Origin of the sequence: Virgibacillus chiguensis, assembly GCF_900129865.1 — a bacterium.
Classification (GTDB): Bacteria; Bacillota; Bacilli; order Bacillales; family Amphibacillaceae; genus Virgibacillus; species Virgibacillus chiguensis.
On the sequence record NZ_FQXD01000001.1, the window covers coordinates 359,406 to 377,250 of the forward strand.

Here is a 17,845-nt window from a genome sequence, read left to right on the forward strand (position 1 = left end):
AAAATCAATCCTTTAGCTACACTTTACTTCTATTCCTAAAAAAACATCTGCAAATATCCGCGTGCCATTTGTAGCTTCTAGTTTTATCTACATAATAAAGATATCTTAGAAAAACTTAGCTTATCGCCAAGTCTTTGTTTTTCATATACGATAAACACAAAACTAATACTCCCCCATAGTGTTAGAAAGTGTTGCACGCTTTCCCCACCAAGTACTAGTTGCAAGATGGTACAAATGCTTCATGTATTCATTCGTTTTTTTATTAAAACTATTTATCTTGATTTTGAGATTTGAGTTGAATAGACAGTTCATCTAATTGACTTGGGTCCACTTCGCTCGGTGCATTTGTTAATAGATCGGAAGCAGAAGCTGTTTTCGGAAATAGAATCGTGTCTCGTAAATTCGTTCTACCAGCTAAAAGCATGACAATTCGATCAAGCCCCAAGGCTACGCCGCCATGTGGTGGAGCGCCATATTCTAAAGCTTCTAATAGAAAACCAAACTGTTCTTGTGCGTCCGCTTCAGAAAATCCTAACACCTTAAACATTTTCTTTTGCAACTCTACTTGATGAATACGAACAGACCCACCGCCTAATTCGTAGCCATTCAAGACTAAATCATATGCATTTGCTCTGACATTTTCCGGCTCTGTAGCAAGCTTTTCTATGTCCGATTCAATTGGTGAAGTAAACGGATGGTGCGCTGCAAAATACCTTCCTTGCTCTTCATCATATTCTAATAACGGCCAATCCGTCACCCATAGAAAATGATAAGCAGTGTTGTCTATCAAATGTAACTCTTTTCCTAATTTTAAACGAAGGGCGCCTAAGCTATCGTAAACAACATTGGTTTTATCTGCCACAAATAATAACAAATCGCCATTTTCCGCTTGTGCTTTTTCCATTAAACCTGCTTTTTCTTCTTCAGAAATAAATTTGGCAATCGGTCCTTTTAATTCTTCTCCTTCCACTTTAAGCCATGCAAGACCTTTAGCACCATACACTTTAACAAACTCCGTAAGTTTATCAATATCTTTGCGTGAATATGTCTTTGCCTGTTGTTTTACATTCAACAAAGCTACTAAACCGCCTGATTCAATAGCGCTTTGAAATACTTTAAAGCCCGATTTCTTCACAATCTCTCCAACATGAATTAATTCCATTCCAAAACGAGTATCTGGTTTATCAGAACCATATCGTGCCATTGCCTCATCATACGGCATGCGTTTTAACGGAAGGGAGATGTCTATTCCTTTCACTTCTTTCATAACAAATTGCATCATTTCTTCTGTTAACTGCATGATTTCATCGCTTGTTAAGAATGATGTTTCCACATCAATTTGTGTAAATTCAGGCTGGCGATCTGCTCGTAAATCTTCATCACGAAAACAACGAGCAATTTGGTAATACTTTTCAAACCCCCCCATCATAATCAACTGTTTAAACAATTGAGGCGACTGTGGTAAAGCATAAAACTCACCTTGGTGCACACGACTTGGAACAAGATAATCCCTCGCTCCTTCTGGTGTACTTTTAGTTAAAATAGGTGTTTCCATCTCTAAAAACTGCTGTTCGTTTAAATAGTGGCGAACAGCCTGTGTAATGTGATGCCTTAACTTAAACGTTTCTTGCAATGGCTGTCTGCGCAAATCAAGATAACGATAAGATAATCGTAAATCCTCGGATACTTCTGCTTTATCTTGAATCGCAAAAGGTGGTGTTTTCGCTTTGTTTAAAATCGTAATCGCAGAAACGATCACTTCAATTTTCCCTGTTTTCATAGTAGGATTAACCGTTGAGGAATCACGTTTTACAACGGTTCCCTCTACTTCAACTACATATTCACTGCGAATATTTTCAGCTATCTCTAACGCTCTTTGTGAATGATCTGGGTTAAATACAATTTGCACAACACCAGAAGCATCACGTAAATCGATAAATATTAAGCCTCCTAAATCGCGGCGCTTTTGTACCCAACCTTTTAAAAGGACAGATTCTTTTACACTAGCTTCACTTAGTGAACCAGCCATTACACGTTGCTGCTTACTCATGTTCTCTTCCTCCTACACACTTTTCCTTCATTACATCAATTATTTGATCTTTAGCGACCGTTGCTTGCTCTCCTGTGCTCATCTCTTTTACCGTAATCGTCTGTTCTTCAAGCTCATTTTCTCCAATAATTAATACATATTTAGCTGCATAACGGTCAGCTGCTTTGAATTGCCCCTTCATTTTTCTTCCTAAATAGTCCTTATCTGCCTGCACACCATGCTTGCGCAGTTTAGAAACGAGCATTACGGCCTCTTTTTGTGCTTGTTCATCCACTGCTACGACATAAGCTTCCAATGAACGGTCGACAGGGATAACTTGATTTTCAGCTTCTAATGCCATAAGCAATCGTTCAAGACCCATAGCAAATCCGATTCCAGGCGTGTTTGGCCCTCCTAATTCCTCCACTAAGCCATTGTATCTACCACCACCTGCTAGAGTTGTAATCGCACCGAATCCCTCTGCTTCACTCATGATTTCAAATGCCGTATGGTTGTAATAATCTAGACCGCGAACCAAGTTTTTATCTATTTCATAGGGAATTCCAATATTATCCAAATAGTCTTTAACTTGTTCAAAATACGCTTCAGACTCCTCATTTAAATAATCTAAAATAGACGGAGCAGTTTGCATTGCTGGATGATCCCGATCTTGTTTACAATCTAGTACACGTAACGGATTGTTTTGTAGACGCGTTTGGCAATCAGAGCAGAGTTCATGCTTATGCGGCGTAAAGTGCGCGATAAGCGCTTGTCTATGATTTTCTCTACTTTCTTTATCTCCGAGTGAATTAATTACTAATTTTAAAGATGTTAAGCCCATTTCTTGATAGCAGGTCATTGCTAAATCAATAACTTCTGCATCGACAGCTGGGTCTGCACTACCCAATACTTCTACTCCGAATTGATTTAATTGTCGCATCCTCCCTTTTTGTGGCCGTTCATATCGGAACATTTCTGCAAAGTAATAAAGTTTTGTTGGTTGGTTTGCCAAGCCGTGCAGTTTATGCTCTACAAAAGAACGAACGACAGGAGCTGTTCCCTCTGGTCGTAAAGTAATACTCCTCCCACCTCGATCTTCAAAAGTGTACATTTCTTTTTGAACAATATCTGTTGTATTACCGACCCCACGTTGAAACACTTCCGTATGTTCAAATACAGGTGTACGAATTTCTTCATAATGAAATTTGTTACATACCTGTTTAATTGTTTCTTCTACCCACTGCCATTTTTTTGCATCTTCAGGCAGTATGTCAGTCGTACCTCGTGGCGCTTTATAGCTCATTTTGTTAACCTCCTACTAGTCATTGTATAACTTGTTTTTTAAATAAGATGTAGAACTTAAAATCATCATCGATATGATTGATAATGGGTTTATCCCGGATATAAGTAAAAACGCTGTAAGACTCGCTCTTCAAGACTTGGAAGGTGTGAGTTGGGCAAGCCTAAGCGGGAAGATAGCAACGCCTAAATACCTGTTTTTTCATTTAAACAATCCCTATTGGATAAAAGAAAACCCTCCCTAATTGAAGCACTTTATGTAAAAGCTATCGTTTTTTACTATCAACCATATAACTATAATAATATAAAAAACTCCCGTCCCTCATTATTTTTCAATAAATAAGGGACGAGAGTTTAACCCGCGTTGCCACCCTAGTTGATGTATATAACACCCGCTTTATGCAGTTAACGCCTGCGATACGTTTATACCTACTAAAATTCGATATAAAACCTCTGGAGCGTCTTTCATTGGGCGAATATGTAAAATGCTTCCAGCCATTGGCATTTTTTCTCTAGTCAATTCGGCAACCAACTACTGTTTCCGTCATCGGTTCATTTACAAATATAATTTGTTTCATACGAACAAGAAATTATCGTTTTATAATAAAAGTCACAAAACCTACATTATAAAGATTAGTTTAAGTAGACAATCGTATTTGAATAAAGTACTACATCTAACCAATACGAAGGAATGTATATTATAATAATCGTTCAAAGCTATTCTGTCAAGCACGATTGATTTTTTTCTTTAATACATGAATTTCCCTTAACGATAAACCTAATTCTTCTGCCATCTCCATATGATTTGCCTCCGCTTCTACTAACTCCATAACCTGATGTAAATTCACTGCAAACAAGTCCGTATGTCGATGAGCATTCCACTGTTTTTTTGATTTATGCATATACGTATCCTCCTCTTTCTTAGTTTTGCCACCATTCATTTTTTTTATTATACTTAGTAGAAAGTTTGTAGTTAATCATCATTGATAACGTTGCCAATTAGGAGGTATCTTTTTGAATAAACGTATAGTGGTTATTTCCATTCTAATACTGTTGTTTACTTTTAATTTGGACAAACCTGTTAGTTTTGCAAAACAAGGTACTATTACAGAAGATAACGTGCATGTGCGTTCGGGTCCTGGAACAGAATTTCAAATAATAACACAAATTCATGATGGAACGGCATTTACATTTATAAAACGACAGGCAGAGTGGGTAGAAATACAATTAGAAGATAGTAACGTCGGTTGGGTTCATGCTAAATATCTAAGCATCAATGACCAAGTTGATACACCGTCTACAATCACTATTCCTCATGAAAATACGCAAATTCGTAGCAGTCCAACCACGGACGCTCCTATAGCAAATTTCGCAAAGAAAGGAAGTTCGTTTCAAGTTATTTCCTCCAAAGGGGACTGGTATGAAATACAAAACAAAGCAATACATGGGTTCGTATATAAAGCCCTTACTGAACCCATCTCCCTCCCTATGAAAGAAAGCAGTTTTGCTAACAAATCGATTGTTATTGACGTTGGTCATGGCGGAAGAGATGTTGGAGCGATAGGTGCAAGCGGCGTGTTTGAAAAAGACGTGGCTTATTTGACAGCTCAAGAATTAACAAATGAACTGTCCATGCTCGGTGCAAATGTTCGATTAACAAGAAGAAATGACGAGTATATCCCTTTAAATAGTAGAATTAGCTATAGCAACAATTTTGATACAGATGTATTTATCAGCTTACACTACAACAGCGTACCAAACTTACCTAATGTTACTGGTATCGAATCTTTTTACTACAAAGAAGCAAATAAAAAATTAGCTGCTTCGATCCAAAAGAAAGTATTCGATGCTGTTCAGGCAGATGATCGTGGTACATCATTTGGAGATTTTTTAGTATTGAGGCAAAACTTGAAGCCAGCTATCTTACTAGAATTAGGGTTTATCTCCAATAAAGCAGAAGAAGCACGCCTTCTAACGACAATGTACCAGAAAAAGCTTGTTTCTGGCATCATCCAAGGGTTAGGTTCCTATTTTGCACGTTCTGAGATTGGTAAAACTGAATACTGAAACTGCTATACAAATAAAAGCCGCATGAAATCATTTTTGAACTCTCTTTGGAGTACAACTTATTCCATGCGGTTCATACATTATCTTTGTTTACTATCTAAAATTAACGTAACAGGACCTGAATTTGTCAATTGAACATCCATCATTTCCCCAAATGCCCCAGTTTCTACATGAACACCTTCGTCCGTAACAAACCGATTAAATTGAAGGTACAGTTCATTTGCTTTTTCTGGTTTAGCTGCATGCATGAAATTTGGTCTGCGTCCCTTTTTCGTATCCCCATACAATGTAAATTGCGAAACGGATAAAATACTTCCCTTTACATCTTTTAATGATAAATTTAACTTTTGCTGTTCGTCTTCAAAAACACGAAGTTGGACGATTTTTTTTGCTAAATAAGTTGCATCCTCGATCGTATCATCATGAGTTACGCCAAGCAATACAACAAACCCATGTTCTATTTGTCCAATAATAGAATTATTAACTGAAACGCTCGCTCCTTTTGCACGTTGAATGACTGCTCTCATACTATACTCCTTTTCATAATACTGTAGTTGGTATGAAATGAGACCCAAATAGAACGCATAAGAATGAACTTAAACATTCTCCGCATGGCAAACTATTTACAGCACTCTTTGCTTATCCCCGTTTAGCTACCAAGCGTAATATTGCCTTATTGTACATTAATGCAATGTACGTTTTACGGAATACACTTCAGGAATTTGTTTAATGCGCTCCACTATTTTTCGAAGATGTGCTGTATTATGAATCAGAATGGTTATTTGAATAATTGCCATCTTATTTCTATCTGACCTACCATTCACATATGTTATATTCGTCTTTGTTTCATTTACGGCTTGTAGCACTTCGTTCACTAATCCTCGTCGATCATAACCCGATATTTCTAAATCCACATGATATTGTTTCTGTTCTGTACGATTATTTTCCCATTCGACATGCAAAAATCGTTGCTTAGCTTCTTCTGTCTGAACGTTGGGGCAGTCAGCTCGATGAACGGATACGCCTCTTCCTTTTGTGATATATCCTACTATTTGGTCGCCTGGTACTGGGTTACAACATTTAGATAAACGGACAAGTAAATTGTCAATCCCTTCTACTTTCACTCCAGAATCTCGTTTACTGACTTTCTTTTGTTTACCATCTGTTTTAACTTCTTCAATGGTTTGTTCAAGAGCTTGTTGTTTTTCTTTCGATTGTCTTAATTTTTCTGTTAACTTTGTTGCTATAGATGCAGCAGTAATACCTTGATAGCCTACCGCTGCATACATATCTTCTTCATTAGAGAAATTATATTTTTCATACACACGCTGTAAGTTATCTTGCTTTAGCACATCTTTGGGTTCGATACTAAAGCTACGAATTTCACGTTCCACAGCTTCTTTCCCTTTTAACACATTTTCTTCTCGACGCTGTTTTTTAAAAAATTGCTTAATCTTACTTTTAGCTTGAGAAGTTTGGGTTATTTTAAGCCAATCTTGAGAGGGGCCATAAGAATGTTTTGACGTCATCATTTCAACTATATCGCCGTTTTTCAATTTATAATCAAGTGGCTCCATCTTTCCGTTAACTTTTGCCCCAATCGTTTTATTACCTATTTCTGTATGAATTTTATAGGCAAAATCCAAGGGAACGGAACCAGCTGGTAGCTCAATAACATCTCCCTTTGGAGTAAACACATATACCATGTCTGAGAATAAATCGACCTTTAAGGATTCCATGAATTCTTCCGCGTCATGTGTATCATTTTGCCATTCCAAAATCTCCCTAAACCAAGTTAATTTCTCTTCAAAAGACTTTTTATCATTTTGAACTTGCTTGCCTTCTTTGTACGCCCAATGAGCTGCAATTCCATATTCGGCTATTTCATGCATTTCTCTTGTGCGAATTTGCACTTCTAGCGGGTCACCTTTTGGACCTATAACGGTCGTGTGCAACGATTGATACAGGTTTGGTTTTGGCATAGCAATGTAATCTTTAAATCTCCCAGGCATCGGCTTCCAACAAGTATGGATAATGCCAAGAACAGCATAACAATCCTTAATGCTATTAACTAAAATGCGCACAGCAAGCAAATCATATATCTCATTGAACTGTTTATTTTGTTTTACCATTTTCCGATATATACTATATAAATGTTTTGGACGGCCAGATAATTCAGCATCTATATTCATTTCTCTTAATTGTTTGGAAACTTGATCCATTACTTCTTTAATATATGATTCACGCTGATCTCTTTTTTGTTTCATTAATTGAACAATTCGATAATATTGCTGAGGATTTAAATAGCGTAATGCTGTATCCTCTAATTCCCATTTGATGGTTGAAATTCCTAATCGATGTGCTAACGGTGAAAAAATTTCTAAGGTTTCATTTGCAATGCGACGCTGTTTTTCTGGAGGCAAATGTTTTAAAGTACGCATATTATGCAAACGATCTGCCAATTTAATTAAAATCACACGGATATCTTTCGCCATGGCAACAAACATTTTTCGATGATTTTCTGCTTGCTGCGCTTCTTTTGATTTATATTTAATTTTCCCTAACTTTGTAACCCCATCAACTAGCATAGCTACTTCATGATTAAATACTTCTTCCACTTCTTCCACAGTCACATCTGTGTCTTCAACCACATCATGAAGAAATCCTCCTGCGATTGTTTCAGCGTCCATCCCGAGCTCCGTTAATATGCCTGCTACCTGTACAGGGTGGATAATATACGGCTCCCCCGACTTTCTAAATTGATCAGCATGAGCTTCTTCGGCAAATTCATAGGCTTGGCGAATAAAAGCAGTATCATCTTCCGACAGATACTGACTTGCCTTATTTAAAATATCATCTATTGTCATTATATCGGTTTTTGCCATAAAAAAATCACCTTTATTCGCGAAATCGAGTCTAATTTTTAGTTATTTAAATAGTTTCATTATATAATTTTCAGATACATGTGTCCATTGTTAGAATCAGCCAATTACAATAATCGAGTTTGAGTAAATGTAATTGCCTAAAAATATAGTATACTGGCTTTAAAGAAGATTGATTGGAAATTTAAACTATTTCCTGCGCTATTATCATTTAATTTGACAATATATCTAGATGCATTTTTAATAGCCATTTTGATTCATAAGGCGAAGTATAATATGTATTGTTAGCATTCGTTAAGCTTTAATCAACCCTTGGTTGACCCGTTTATGTATACCGCAGTAATAACAATAGGCCTAACGAAGGTTTATCGTCAGACCTAATTGGCACCGTTAAAAACGCATCAAAGATAGTACATCATAACCTTTTAGTTTGTCCATTCCATTTAAATAACTTAATTCAATAATAAATGCACATCCAGCAACAACACCACCGAGTTCTTCTACTAATTGAATGGTTGCTTGGATCGTACCCCCTGTTGCTAATAAATCATCTGTAATTAATACGCGTTGGCCCGGTTTAATTGCATCTTTATGAATGGTTAAGACATTTTTTCCGTACTCCAAACCATAATCTACTTTAATAACTTCACGCGGAAGTTTCCCCTCCTTTCTCACTGGAGCAAATCCAACTCCTAACGAATAAGAGACGGGACATCCTATAATAAATCCTCTCGCTTCTGGACCTACAACGACATCTATTTCTTTTTGTTGCGCGTATTCCACAATTTCGTCTACTGCTGAATGAAAGGCTTCCCCATTTGCCATTAATGGTGTAATGTCTTTAAATTTAATTCCTTCCTTTGGCCAATCTTCTACAATTTTAATATATTTTTTATAATCCATAGCTTTGTTCCTCCTTGGGGCTTCCCAAATGTTCCATACAATTTGTAAAATGTTTTTTTAATTGCTCGTAGTTTGAGTAGTACAGTTTCCTTTCAATCTCAGCTTGCTGTAAACGTTTCTGATATGTTGCTGACTCCTGCAAATCTTTTTTTAAAGGCTTTTCTTCAACCTGTATAATTCTGCCTTCTATCTGTATAAAATGAAGTTCGTAAAACACATGAATTAAGAACAACAATTTATCCTTGCTCCAACCATTTGTTTGAGCAAATGGAGGTAAATCATTATCAATGGATACTACCTTTTTTTGTTGTAAAAAAACATACATCTTTTTAAAGTCGTCTCTAGACGGGAAAGCACGCAAATAAATGCTATCTTTTACATAATAACACAGATGAATATTTTTTGGCTTCATTTGTTTCAGCAATGCTTCTAAGTCTTTTAAGTTTGATGGCAGTGCAAATAAAATTAATGTATCCACATTTTCCAAAGAAGACCAGTCGTCTTGATAGTCCTTATGAGGGATTCCTAAAGATTGCGCACGGGTACGATCTCCTATGCTAAAAACAGATGCGTATGAATGAATAAATTCATTTACATGTACTTGCCGCTTTCCACGATGATCAAACAGCTGCCATTCATCAATAGACAAGTCTTGAATCATTAGCTGTGGTTTTTGACTACCATTCCATTCATTAATGGTTAACTCCCCTACGATGTTAACAGGCGTATGAGGAGTAAGGTAGTTATACAACTCTCCAAAGCCAAAACCGATCGCATCAAGTTGTTGATTATCTTCTGTGAACTGCAATTTAAGGTGATTTTTCATACTCCCAATTTGCCTTGATTGTTCTGGTATAGCTTTTATATGAAACAACGGTTTTGGGTTATGCATTCCAAATGGAGCTAATTGTTGAATTTCCTTAATTAAAGGAATAGTTATTTGTGAAACAGGTAAAGTGGCATGAATATTTAGCTCTTGTTTGAAGTCTGACTCGCTTAATTGTTGAGCGATTTGTTTGTTTAAGGCTTGTTCCAACGGTTGAACATTCGTTAATGCTAATGTCATCCCTGCTGCTTGAGAATGTCCGCCAAATTGCTCAAATAAATGATTTACTTGCATGCAATTGTGAAATAAATCAAAAGCCGGGACGCTTCTGGCAGATCCTTTTGCAATTCCTACATTCGGTTTGATAGACAGAACAATTGCTGGTCTGTCCCATTTACGAACTAACTTAGAAGCCACAATTCCTAATACCCCTTCATTCCAACCTTCCTTTGCTACAACAATAACGTCTTGCTGCTCTTTATCAGATAGTAATTGCTCTGCTTCTTTTACAATTTTTTGCACAATTTGTTGTCTTTCGCTATTTATCTCTTCCATTTCTTCAGCGATGGTTTTAGCTTCTTGTGGATCTTCAGTTAGCATTAATTCAACTGCCATGTCTGCTGATTGAAGCCTTCCTACAGCATTTATTCTCGGACCGATAGCAAAACCGACATCTTCTTCGGTTACATTACCGTCAATGTTTGCAGTCCGTTTTAAAGCCTTTAAACCAGGATTGGTGGTATTTGCTAATTCTTTTAAACCGTGATATACCAATATACGATTTTCATCCACTAACGGTACAAGGTCTGCTACAGTGCCTATTGCAACAAAACTTAACAATTGCTTGGGAAGATACCCAAGCAACGCTTGCGCAAATTTAAATGCTACGCCAACTCCTGCTAACTCCTGAAATAAATAATCAGGTGAGCATTTAGGATGAATAATCGCATAACAATCTGGTACATTTGCTTGAACCTCATGATGGTCTGTAATAATTAAATCCATGCCTAATTCTTGCGCTATTTTTGCTTCTTCTATAGCGGCAATACCGGTGTCTACCGTTATTATAAGTGTATAACCCTCTCGATGTGCTTGTCGAAAGGCAGCTTCATTTGGTCCATACCCCTCTGTAAAACGATTCGGAATATAATAGTCGCACTGAGCATCTAATTCTTGTAATGCCTTTATCAAAACCGTTGTAGCAGTAACTCCATCAGCATCATAATCACCAAACACAAGCAGTTTTTCACCTTGTTCAATTGCTAATTTCACTCTTTTTACTGCTTTATCTATGGAAAGAAGTTTATCTGGACTATGTAAATCTTCTACATCTGGTTTTAAAAATTTAGATACAGCTTGCTTTGTCGTAACCCCTCTTTGTACCAGTAATTTTTCAATGATAGGGGAAATAGACGGGGAGTCGTTGTCCCTTTCTACGTTCGTTATTACTTGTTCCATAAAATTCCAATTCGCCTTACTTGCCAACATAATTTAACCCCCTGACCTATCCATTATACATAAATAGATACAGGGGGAGCAACTAGATTTCCTTTATAGCATTTTTTGTCATGAAATGAAGATTATTTTTCTTCCTCATCATGAAATTGCACCGTTTCCATTTCTTCTTTCGTCTGTGAAATACCTTCTTCTTCTAACCTGTTCATCAAGTTGAAATTTTCAGCTTCAAGACGTTTCATTTCTCTTTGCATCCGGTACATCTTAATTAGCCCTACTGTTGCGGTTATTAAACCGCCCATTAATACGGAAAATAGAATGACTAATATTAACGGTGATTCTGCGGACCAAAAGAGGTAATTCACCTCCACTGCCTCCACATTCGTAACGGCAAATACTGCTACGATAATAACAAAAATTATGGCAAATATAACATATGTTTGACCTCTCACATATTCCCCTCCTTTTAGAAAGACTTGGCAATCAACCAAGTGTGTATGAGTGAAAAGAATTGCCGCTTCCATATACTATCAAAGTTTATCCTTTCGAATGGTGTAAAAACAAACGCAGTATTATATTCCCTTTGTTCCCTTTTCTATAACCATCCTTAAAAGTAAGGACGGCTCTACACCGAACGCACTTAAACGTTTGATGAGAGCCTCTCTTAGCATCTATACTTGTGGGCCTTCTACACGCTTTTTCTTTGTAAAATCAACTGGTTTTTTCTTAATCATTTTTCCTCTCCATACAAGCCATAATTGTGAGGCTAAGAAAAGTGACGAATACGTACCAGCTAATAAACCAAACGTTAACGCAATTGCAAATCCACCAATTGATTCAGCACCTAGAAATAGAAATGCTAATACTGCAATTAACGTTGTAATGGATGTATTGATACTACGTACAAATGTTTGTACTAAACTTCGATTAACAACGCTAGCAAGCTCTTTATACGATTTGATTTTTTTCTTGTTCCTTAAATTCTCTCTAATTCGGTCAAATGTAACAATGGTATCATTTATAGAATAACCAACAATCGTAAGAACAGCCGCTACAATGGTTATATCAAATTCAATTTGCGTTACACTAAAAATTGCGATTGTAAAGAAAGCATCATGTAATAAAGCAATGATCGCCGTAATAGCGAAAAAGAATTCAAAACGAATAGTGACATAAATAATCATAAATATAGAAGCAATGGCGACAGCGTAAGCCGCATTTTTTACGAGCTCTTCACCAACAATTGGTGAAACCACACTTACGTTTGGCTCATTGCCATAAGTGTCTACAAAATGACTTTTCACTTCAGCAATTTTGTCTTTACTTAATACTCTATCAAATCTCGCAATAGCCATCTCTCCATTTTCCCCTGAAGAAACGATCGATTTAACTTCAAGGTCAAGCTTGCCAAATTCCTTCTCTACTTCATCTGTAGTAATGCTAGTTTCAGCTAAAATTTCAATTCTGGAACCACTTGCAAAGTCGATACCTGGATTTAATTTAAACAAGGCAAGGGAGACGATTCCTAGCACAACCATAACCGTTGAAATCCAAAAGAATTTCTTTCGATGTTGTACAACATTGATTTCTCGATTAAATAATTTTGCTTCTTCATCTTGCTTATCCTTAATATCTTTAATGTCTGAGCTTTTTACAGCAAACCAACTAGGACGCTGTTTTAAAAACTTACTTTTTATCCATAAACTTAAGAGTAAACGTGTACCAAACACAGCCGTAATAAAGCTCACAAGAATACTAACAATTAACATCGTTGCAAAACCTTTGACAGAGCTTGTTCCAAAAATAAATAATACGGAAGCTGCAATTAATGTGGTGATGTTTGCATCTAATATGGTTGAAAGTGAATTCTTCGTACCAGCTTTAAATGAAGAAATTAACGATTTTCCAGTACGTAATTCTTCCTTAATGCGCTCGAATGTAATAACATTGGCATCAACAGCCATACCAACACCGAGAATAAGAGCAGCAATACCTGGTAACGTCAATACACCATTCATTAATTCAAACACAAATAAAATAAGGTAAATATAGAAACTTAAATTAATTGCAGCAATTAAGCCAGGAAAACGATAAACAGCTATCATAAAGAGAAAGATGATACCAACACCGATAAACCCTGCAAAAACAGTTTTGTTTAACGCCTGCTCCCCAAACTGCGCTCCTACCGATGTAGAATATTTCTCTTCCATATGTACCGGTAAGGAACCAGAATTAATGACATTGGCTAATTGCTTTGCAGATTCCACAGTGAAATTACCAGAAATCATGACTTGGTTCGTATTTAATGTCTGCGTTACGCTAGGAGCAGAAACATATTTAGGATCCTCTTTTCCATACTCTTCTGCAAAAGAATCACCTTCTTTGTAATCCATCCAAATTACTAATAAATTATCTGGATAAGTCGTTTCTGGGTTATTCATATCCTTTATTTTACTCGTTACTTCACCAAATTTCTCTGCATCCTTCAATTCTAATGTAACGATTGGTTGATTATTTTTAGGATCGAAATCCTGCTTCGCGCTATTTTCCTTAACATCATTGCCGCTTAAAAGTTCTTTATCATTAACATCACGAAAAGAAAGCTGTGCTGTTGTAGATAATAATTCTCTCGCTTCGGTTTGATTTTCTACTCCAGCAAGCTGGACACGAATGCGGTCTTCTCCTTCAATATCTATACTTGCTTCACTAATTCCAAGTCGATTCACACGGTCATTTAACGTCTCTACCGTTGACTCTAACGTTGTACGGTCTACCTCCTTTTGAGTGTCAACTGGTTCAACTTTATATAGAACCTCAAATCCGCCTTGTAAATCCAAACCTAAATTAATATCTTTTGTAATCCCTGTAACCGTTGTTCCAATTGTACCAGCAAAAATAAGTACGATTAGAAAAAAGGCAACAATTCTGCCTCTTATTTTCATTTCAAATTGTCCTCCCTCTTATCATTAGGGTCATTCATTATGTAAGTCAATTAATGATGATTGATTTCTGTATTCGTTACTGCTGCAATAGAAGCAAATAAATCATCATTTTGCTGTGCACTTACTGTTAAATAACTAATGTAAGTAGCTGTTGTCAATTGAAAAATGTCTTGTACTACTTCATAAATTCTTTTTTCAGGGTCGCCTTTCCATACTTTCCCGACAAGACATTTCCAAACATCTTCTGGCGTTGCTTCTTCATATCCCATTAAATGAAATTCTTCCGCCTTACTTTGCAAAGCTGGACGGACCATTTCTTTCCATTCAGATACAGTTTGTACGATTTCCAACAGAACTCCCTCCTTTTATGGAGTTAAAATATTCTTATTTGCTTATTCTTGTCATGCTTGGACCATTAAATTGCATATATATCATTGTATATGATATTCCATTATTTGAGAAGGCAGGTCGTCAAGATGACGAAACAAACTTTTTTACAAGGTACACTTATTCTTATTCTTGCAGGTATGATCACACGTTTCCTAGGCTTTATCAATCGAATCGTCGTCGCTCGATTGATTGGTGAAGAAGGTGTTGGTCTTTATATGATGGCTTTACCGACATTTTTTCTCGTCATCACATTAACACAGCTTGGCTTACCTGTTGCTATATCTAAACGCATTGCCGAAGCAGAAGCTCGTGGCGATGAAGCAAAAACAAAAAAAATTGTCATCGTATCCTTAGTCATTACAGGTATTTCTAGTATTGTCTTTACCACTTTAATGATTGTAACGACACCGTTTGTCGCCACACACCTATTGACTGACGAAAGAACACTATACCCACTGTTAGCTATCAGCCCAATCATTCCTATTATAGCTATTTCGTCTGTTTTACGTGGTTATTTTCAAGGAAAGCAAAACATGAAACCACAAAGCTATGCACAAGTGTTAGAACAAATTGTGCGTATAAGTTGTGTAGCAATGTTTGTTAAATTACTCTTGCCTTTCGGTCTTGAATATGCTGCAGCAGGGGCCATGTTTAGTATTATTTTAGGAGAATTTGTGTCTCTTATTTATATGACGCACAAATTCAAACGAAAAAAACGGATTAAAATAAGAACAAACTTTTTTTCTTATTTAGCAACCAGTAAATCTACAATAAAGGAGCTTTTTTCCATTGCTTTACCAAGTACAGGCAGTCGCTTTATCGCCTCTATTTCACATTTTCTGGAGCCAATACTTGTCGCGCAAAGCCTAGCCATAGCAGGGGTATCCACCACATTAGCAACAAAACAATACGGTGAATTAACAGGTTATGTACTACCTTTACTATTTCTACCAACATTTATTACCCATTCGTTATCCATCGCTTTAGTCCCTTCTATTTCTGAAGCGGAGGCAACAAAAAATAAACGGATGATTCATTACCGAATTTATCAAGCCATTCGGATTTCTTTTGCATCTGGAGCCATAGCTACGATTGTACTAGCTTTATTTTCTGTACCTATTTTAACATATATGTACGGAACTGCTAATGCAAGTAAATTTATCACAATAATGGCTCCATTTTTTATTTTACTTTATATCCAAGCTCCATTACAAGCCGCATTACAAGCACTTGACCTTGCTAAATCTGCTATGTGGAATAGTTTAATTGGTGCTTTTTGTAAGCTTGCCGTGCTTTTTTTACTCGCATCCAATCCGAACTTTGGGATTATGGGTGTTGCAATAGCTATTTCCTTAAGCGTCGTATTAATTACACTTTTACATTTAGGAGCTTTGTATAAAGCGATTAAATTTAGCATACCTGTTTTAGATATATCAAAAATGATTGCTCTGCTCTTATTGACTTGGGGGGTCGGTGAGCTATTACAACGTATATACGTAAATATGCAAGGTGGGGTTATACTGTTAATAATCATCTTTGTTATATTAAGTTTCATTTATATACTCTTTTTATTTTTACTTCGCTTTATAACGAAAGAAGAATTAAAACAAATCCCTTTTCTGCAAAAATGGCTTTAAATTGGGTAGTTTTTAAATGTCAGACGATAAAAGAAAAAAATAAAACACTTCCTGCCTTTTTAGTCTATCGTGTATGGAAGTGTTTTTATTATTTATCCAATATAAGGAACTAAATAACGGAAATATATATAGATTGTAGAAACGACTAAGGATATAATTACTAACGGAAATCCATATAACATAAACCGAATAAACGATATTTTTTCATGAGCTCCTTCAGCTAGCCCTGTGACTACTACATTAGCAGATGCTCCAATTAACGTCGCGTTTCCTCCTAAACAAGCACCTAGTGCTAAAGCCCACCAAACAGGATCTAAATATACCATTCCATAACTTTCAAACTCTTGAACGACAGGAATCATTGCTGCAACAAAGGGGATATTGTCTACGATCCCAGAAAGCAAGCCAGATACCCATAGTATTAATATTACAGTCTGTACATAATCTCCATCCGTTATAACTATAATTGCTCTTGCGATTTCATCAATAACTCCTACTTCTTCTAAACCTCCCACTAGCGTGAACAAGCCAATAAAAAAGAATAACGTTACCCACTCCACTTTTTCAAAAATCTTTTCCGACGCTAATTCTTTTTCTGTCAAAAGAAGAAGTAACACAGCTCCAGATAATGCTACTGTAGTTAATTCAACATACAAAAATGCGTGTAATAAAAACCCCGTTACCGTTAATAGAAGAACAGTAATCGACTGATATAACATGGGTGTTCGGTGCAAGTACGTTTGTGCATCGATAGCTAATAATTCTTTTACATCAAATTTTGTCCTACGTAACGATTTACGAAACAACGCCCAAACAAATAATAGCATCACTCCGAACATAATTATAGCAATTGGAGCCATATGAATTAAAAACGATGAAAATGTTAAATGCTCTACTGCTTGTCCAATCATAATATTAGGAGGGTCACCAATTAACGTTGCTGCACCACCAATGTTAGAACTGAAAATAATCATTAGCAAGTACGGAAACGATGGAAGCTTTAATAACTTGGTTATTTTAAGCATAATAGGAACAAATATTAATACCGTTGTGACGTTATCTAATAGAGCAGAACCAATTCCTGTTAAAGCCCCAGCACCAATTAATAAAGGTATTGGATCACCTTTAACCTTTTGTGCAAAGCGAATAGCTATAAAACCAAACAAGCCTGTCTTTTCTGTTATTGCTATGAGCACCATCATGGAAAATAAAAGCGCAATTGTGTTCCAATCAATATATTCTGTTAACATACGTTCTGCAGAATATATACCTGTTAATAACAGCAATACGCCACCTGTTAAAGTGACGACTGCACGATTGATTTGTTCTGTCATAATAAATACGTAACAGCAAATAAAAATCAATGAAGCTACTATTATTTCCAACTAACTCCCCACCTTTTTTATACTTACCTT

At 36.3% G+C, this 17,845-nt stretch carries 13 protein-coding genes and 1 other annotated feature; of the genes, 2 read left to right on the plus strand and 11 right to left on the minus strand.

From position 1 onward, the window contains the following. Positions 1-268 precede the first annotated feature (268 nt). The 3 genes from aspS to BUB45_RS19710 form a co-directional block, all read right to left on the minus strand. Entirely contained in the window at positions 269-2,050 is a 1,782-nt protein-coding gene (gene aspS / locus BUB45_RS01875; protein WP_073004598.1) for an aspartate--tRNA ligase, read from the minus strand. Continuing rightward, positions 2,043-3,332: a histidine--tRNA ligase gene (gene hisS / locus BUB45_RS01880; protein WP_073004600.1), complete on the minus strand. Its 1,290-nt coding sequence runs from the start codon at positions 3,330-3,332 to the stop codon at positions 2,043-2,045. Before hisS ends, aspS begins: the two co-directional genes overlap by 8 nt. 335 nt (positions 3,333-3,667) lie before the next feature. Next, positions 3,668-3,885: a binding site (T-box leader), on the minus strand. Between the two features lie 168 nt (positions 3,886-4,053). After that, positions 4,054-4,230 (minus strand): hypothetical protein, encoded by a 177-nt coding sequence (locus BUB45_RS19710; protein ID WP_162985814.1) that lies wholly within the window; start codon positions 4,228-4,230, stop codon positions 4,054-4,056. A 112-nt stretch (positions 4,231-4,342) separates the two neighbouring features. Between BUB45_RS19710 and BUB45_RS01885 the strand changes: the two genes are divergently transcribed. Next, positions 4,343-5,395: an N-acetylmuramoyl-L-alanine amidase family protein gene (locus tag BUB45_RS01885; RefSeq protein WP_073004602.1), complete on the plus strand. Its 1,053-nt coding sequence runs from the start codon at positions 4,343-4,345 to the stop codon at positions 5,393-5,395. Positions 5,396-5,475: 80 nt separating this feature from the next. On the opposite strand, the gene dtd is transcribed toward BUB45_RS01885, so the two are convergent. The 7 genes from dtd to BUB45_RS01920 all read right to left on the minus strand — a co-directional run bounded on the left by dtd (position 5,476) and on the right by BUB45_RS01920 (position 14,753). Beyond that, complete coding sequence (gene dtd / locus BUB45_RS01890; protein ID WP_073004604.1) at positions 5,476-5,922, minus strand: D-aminoacyl-tRNA deacylase; 447 nt, start codon at positions 5,920-5,922, stop codon at positions 5,476-5,478. A 156-nt stretch (positions 5,923-6,078) separates the two neighbouring features. Continuing rightward, positions 6,079-8,280, minus strand: a complete 2,202-nt coding sequence (locus tag BUB45_RS01895) for a RelA/SpoT family protein (RefSeq protein ID WP_073004606.1) — start codon at positions 8,278-8,280, stop codon at positions 6,079-6,081. A gap of 387 nt (positions 8,281-8,667) precedes the next feature. Continuing rightward, positions 8,668-9,180 carry an adenine phosphoribosyltransferase gene (locus BUB45_RS01900; RefSeq protein WP_073004608.1) on the minus strand — a complete coding sequence of 171 codons (513 nt, stop codon included), beginning with the start codon at positions 9,178-9,180 and terminating at the stop codon, positions 8,668-8,670. Then, positions 9,170-11,494, minus strand: coding sequence for a single-stranded-DNA-specific exonuclease RecJ (recJ, locus tag BUB45_RS01905; RefSeq protein WP_073004619.1), 2,325 nt, complete (start codon positions 11,492-11,494; stop codon positions 9,170-9,172). The genes BUB45_RS01900 and recJ overlap by 11 nt, the downstream gene beginning before the upstream one ends. Before the next feature lie 92 nt (positions 11,495-11,586). Continuing rightward, positions 11,587-11,913 (minus strand): LapA family protein, encoded by a 327-nt coding sequence (locus BUB45_RS01910; RefSeq protein WP_073004620.1) that lies wholly within the window; start codon positions 11,911-11,913, stop codon positions 11,587-11,589. A gap of 219 nt (positions 11,914-12,132) precedes the next feature. Further along, on the minus strand, positions 12,133-14,403 hold the full coding sequence (gene secDF, locus BUB45_RS01915; protein ID WP_073004622.1) for a protein translocase subunit SecDF: 2,271 nt from the start codon (positions 14,401-14,403) through the stop codon (positions 12,133-12,135). A 50-nt stretch (positions 14,404-14,453) separates the two neighbouring features. Beyond that, the gene (locus BUB45_RS01920) at positions 14,454-14,753 is read right to left on the minus strand and encodes a post-transcriptional regulator (protein ID WP_073004624.1); all 300 of its coding nucleotides are present in this window, start codon (positions 14,751-14,753) and stop codon (positions 14,454-14,456) included. A gap of 126 nt (positions 14,754-14,879) precedes the next feature. Here BUB45_RS01920 and spoVB point away from each other — a divergent pair, with 126 nt between their 5' ends. Next, complete coding sequence (gene spoVB, locus BUB45_RS01925; protein WP_073004625.1) at positions 14,880-16,430, plus strand: stage V sporulation protein B; 1,551 nt, start codon at positions 14,880-14,882, stop codon at positions 16,428-16,430. A gap of 92 nt (positions 16,431-16,522) precedes the next feature. Here spoVB and BUB45_RS01930 read toward each other — a convergent pair whose 3' ends face one another. Further along, complete coding sequence (locus BUB45_RS01930; RefSeq protein WP_073004627.1) at positions 16,523-17,815, minus strand: ArsB/NhaD family transporter; 1,293 nt, start codon at positions 17,813-17,815, stop codon at positions 16,523-16,525. Positions 17,816-17,845 lie beyond the last annotated feature (30 nt).

Excerpts from the sequence above, each read along its gene's own strand:
- aspS (WP_073004598.1), bottom strand. The coding sequence starts at position 2,050 with ATGAGTAAGCAGCAACGTGTAATGGCTGGTTCACTAAGTGAAGCTAGT.
- hisS (WP_073004600.1), bottom strand. The coding sequence starts at position 3,332 with ATGAGCTATAAAGCGCCACGAGGTACGACTGACATACTGCCTGAAGAT.
- BUB45_RS19710 (WP_162985814.1), bottom strand. The coding sequence starts at position 4,230 with ATGCATAAATCAAAAAAACAGTGGAATGCTCATCGACATACGGACTTG.
- dtd (WP_073004604.1), bottom strand. The coding sequence starts at position 5,922 with ATGAGAGCAGTCATTCAACGTGCAAAAGGAGCGAGCGTTTCAGTTAAT.
- BUB45_RS01895 (WP_073004606.1), bottom strand. The coding sequence starts at position 8,280 with ATGGCAAAAACCGATATAATGACAATAGATGATATTTTAAATAAGGCA.
- BUB45_RS01900 (WP_073004608.1), bottom strand. The coding sequence starts at position 9,180 with ATGGATTATAAAAAATATATTAAAATTGTAGAAGATTGGCCAAAGGAA.
- recJ (WP_073004619.1), bottom strand. The coding sequence starts at position 11,494 with ATGTTGGCAAGTAAGGCGAATTGGAATTTTATGGAACAAGTAATAACG.
- secDF (WP_073004622.1), bottom strand. The coding sequence starts at position 14,403 with ATGAAAATAAGAGGCAGAATTGTTGCCTTTTTTCTAATCGTACTTATT.
- spoVB (WP_073004625.1), top strand. The coding sequence starts at position 14,880 with ATGACGAAACAAACTTTTTTACAAGGTACACTTATTCTTATTCTTGCA.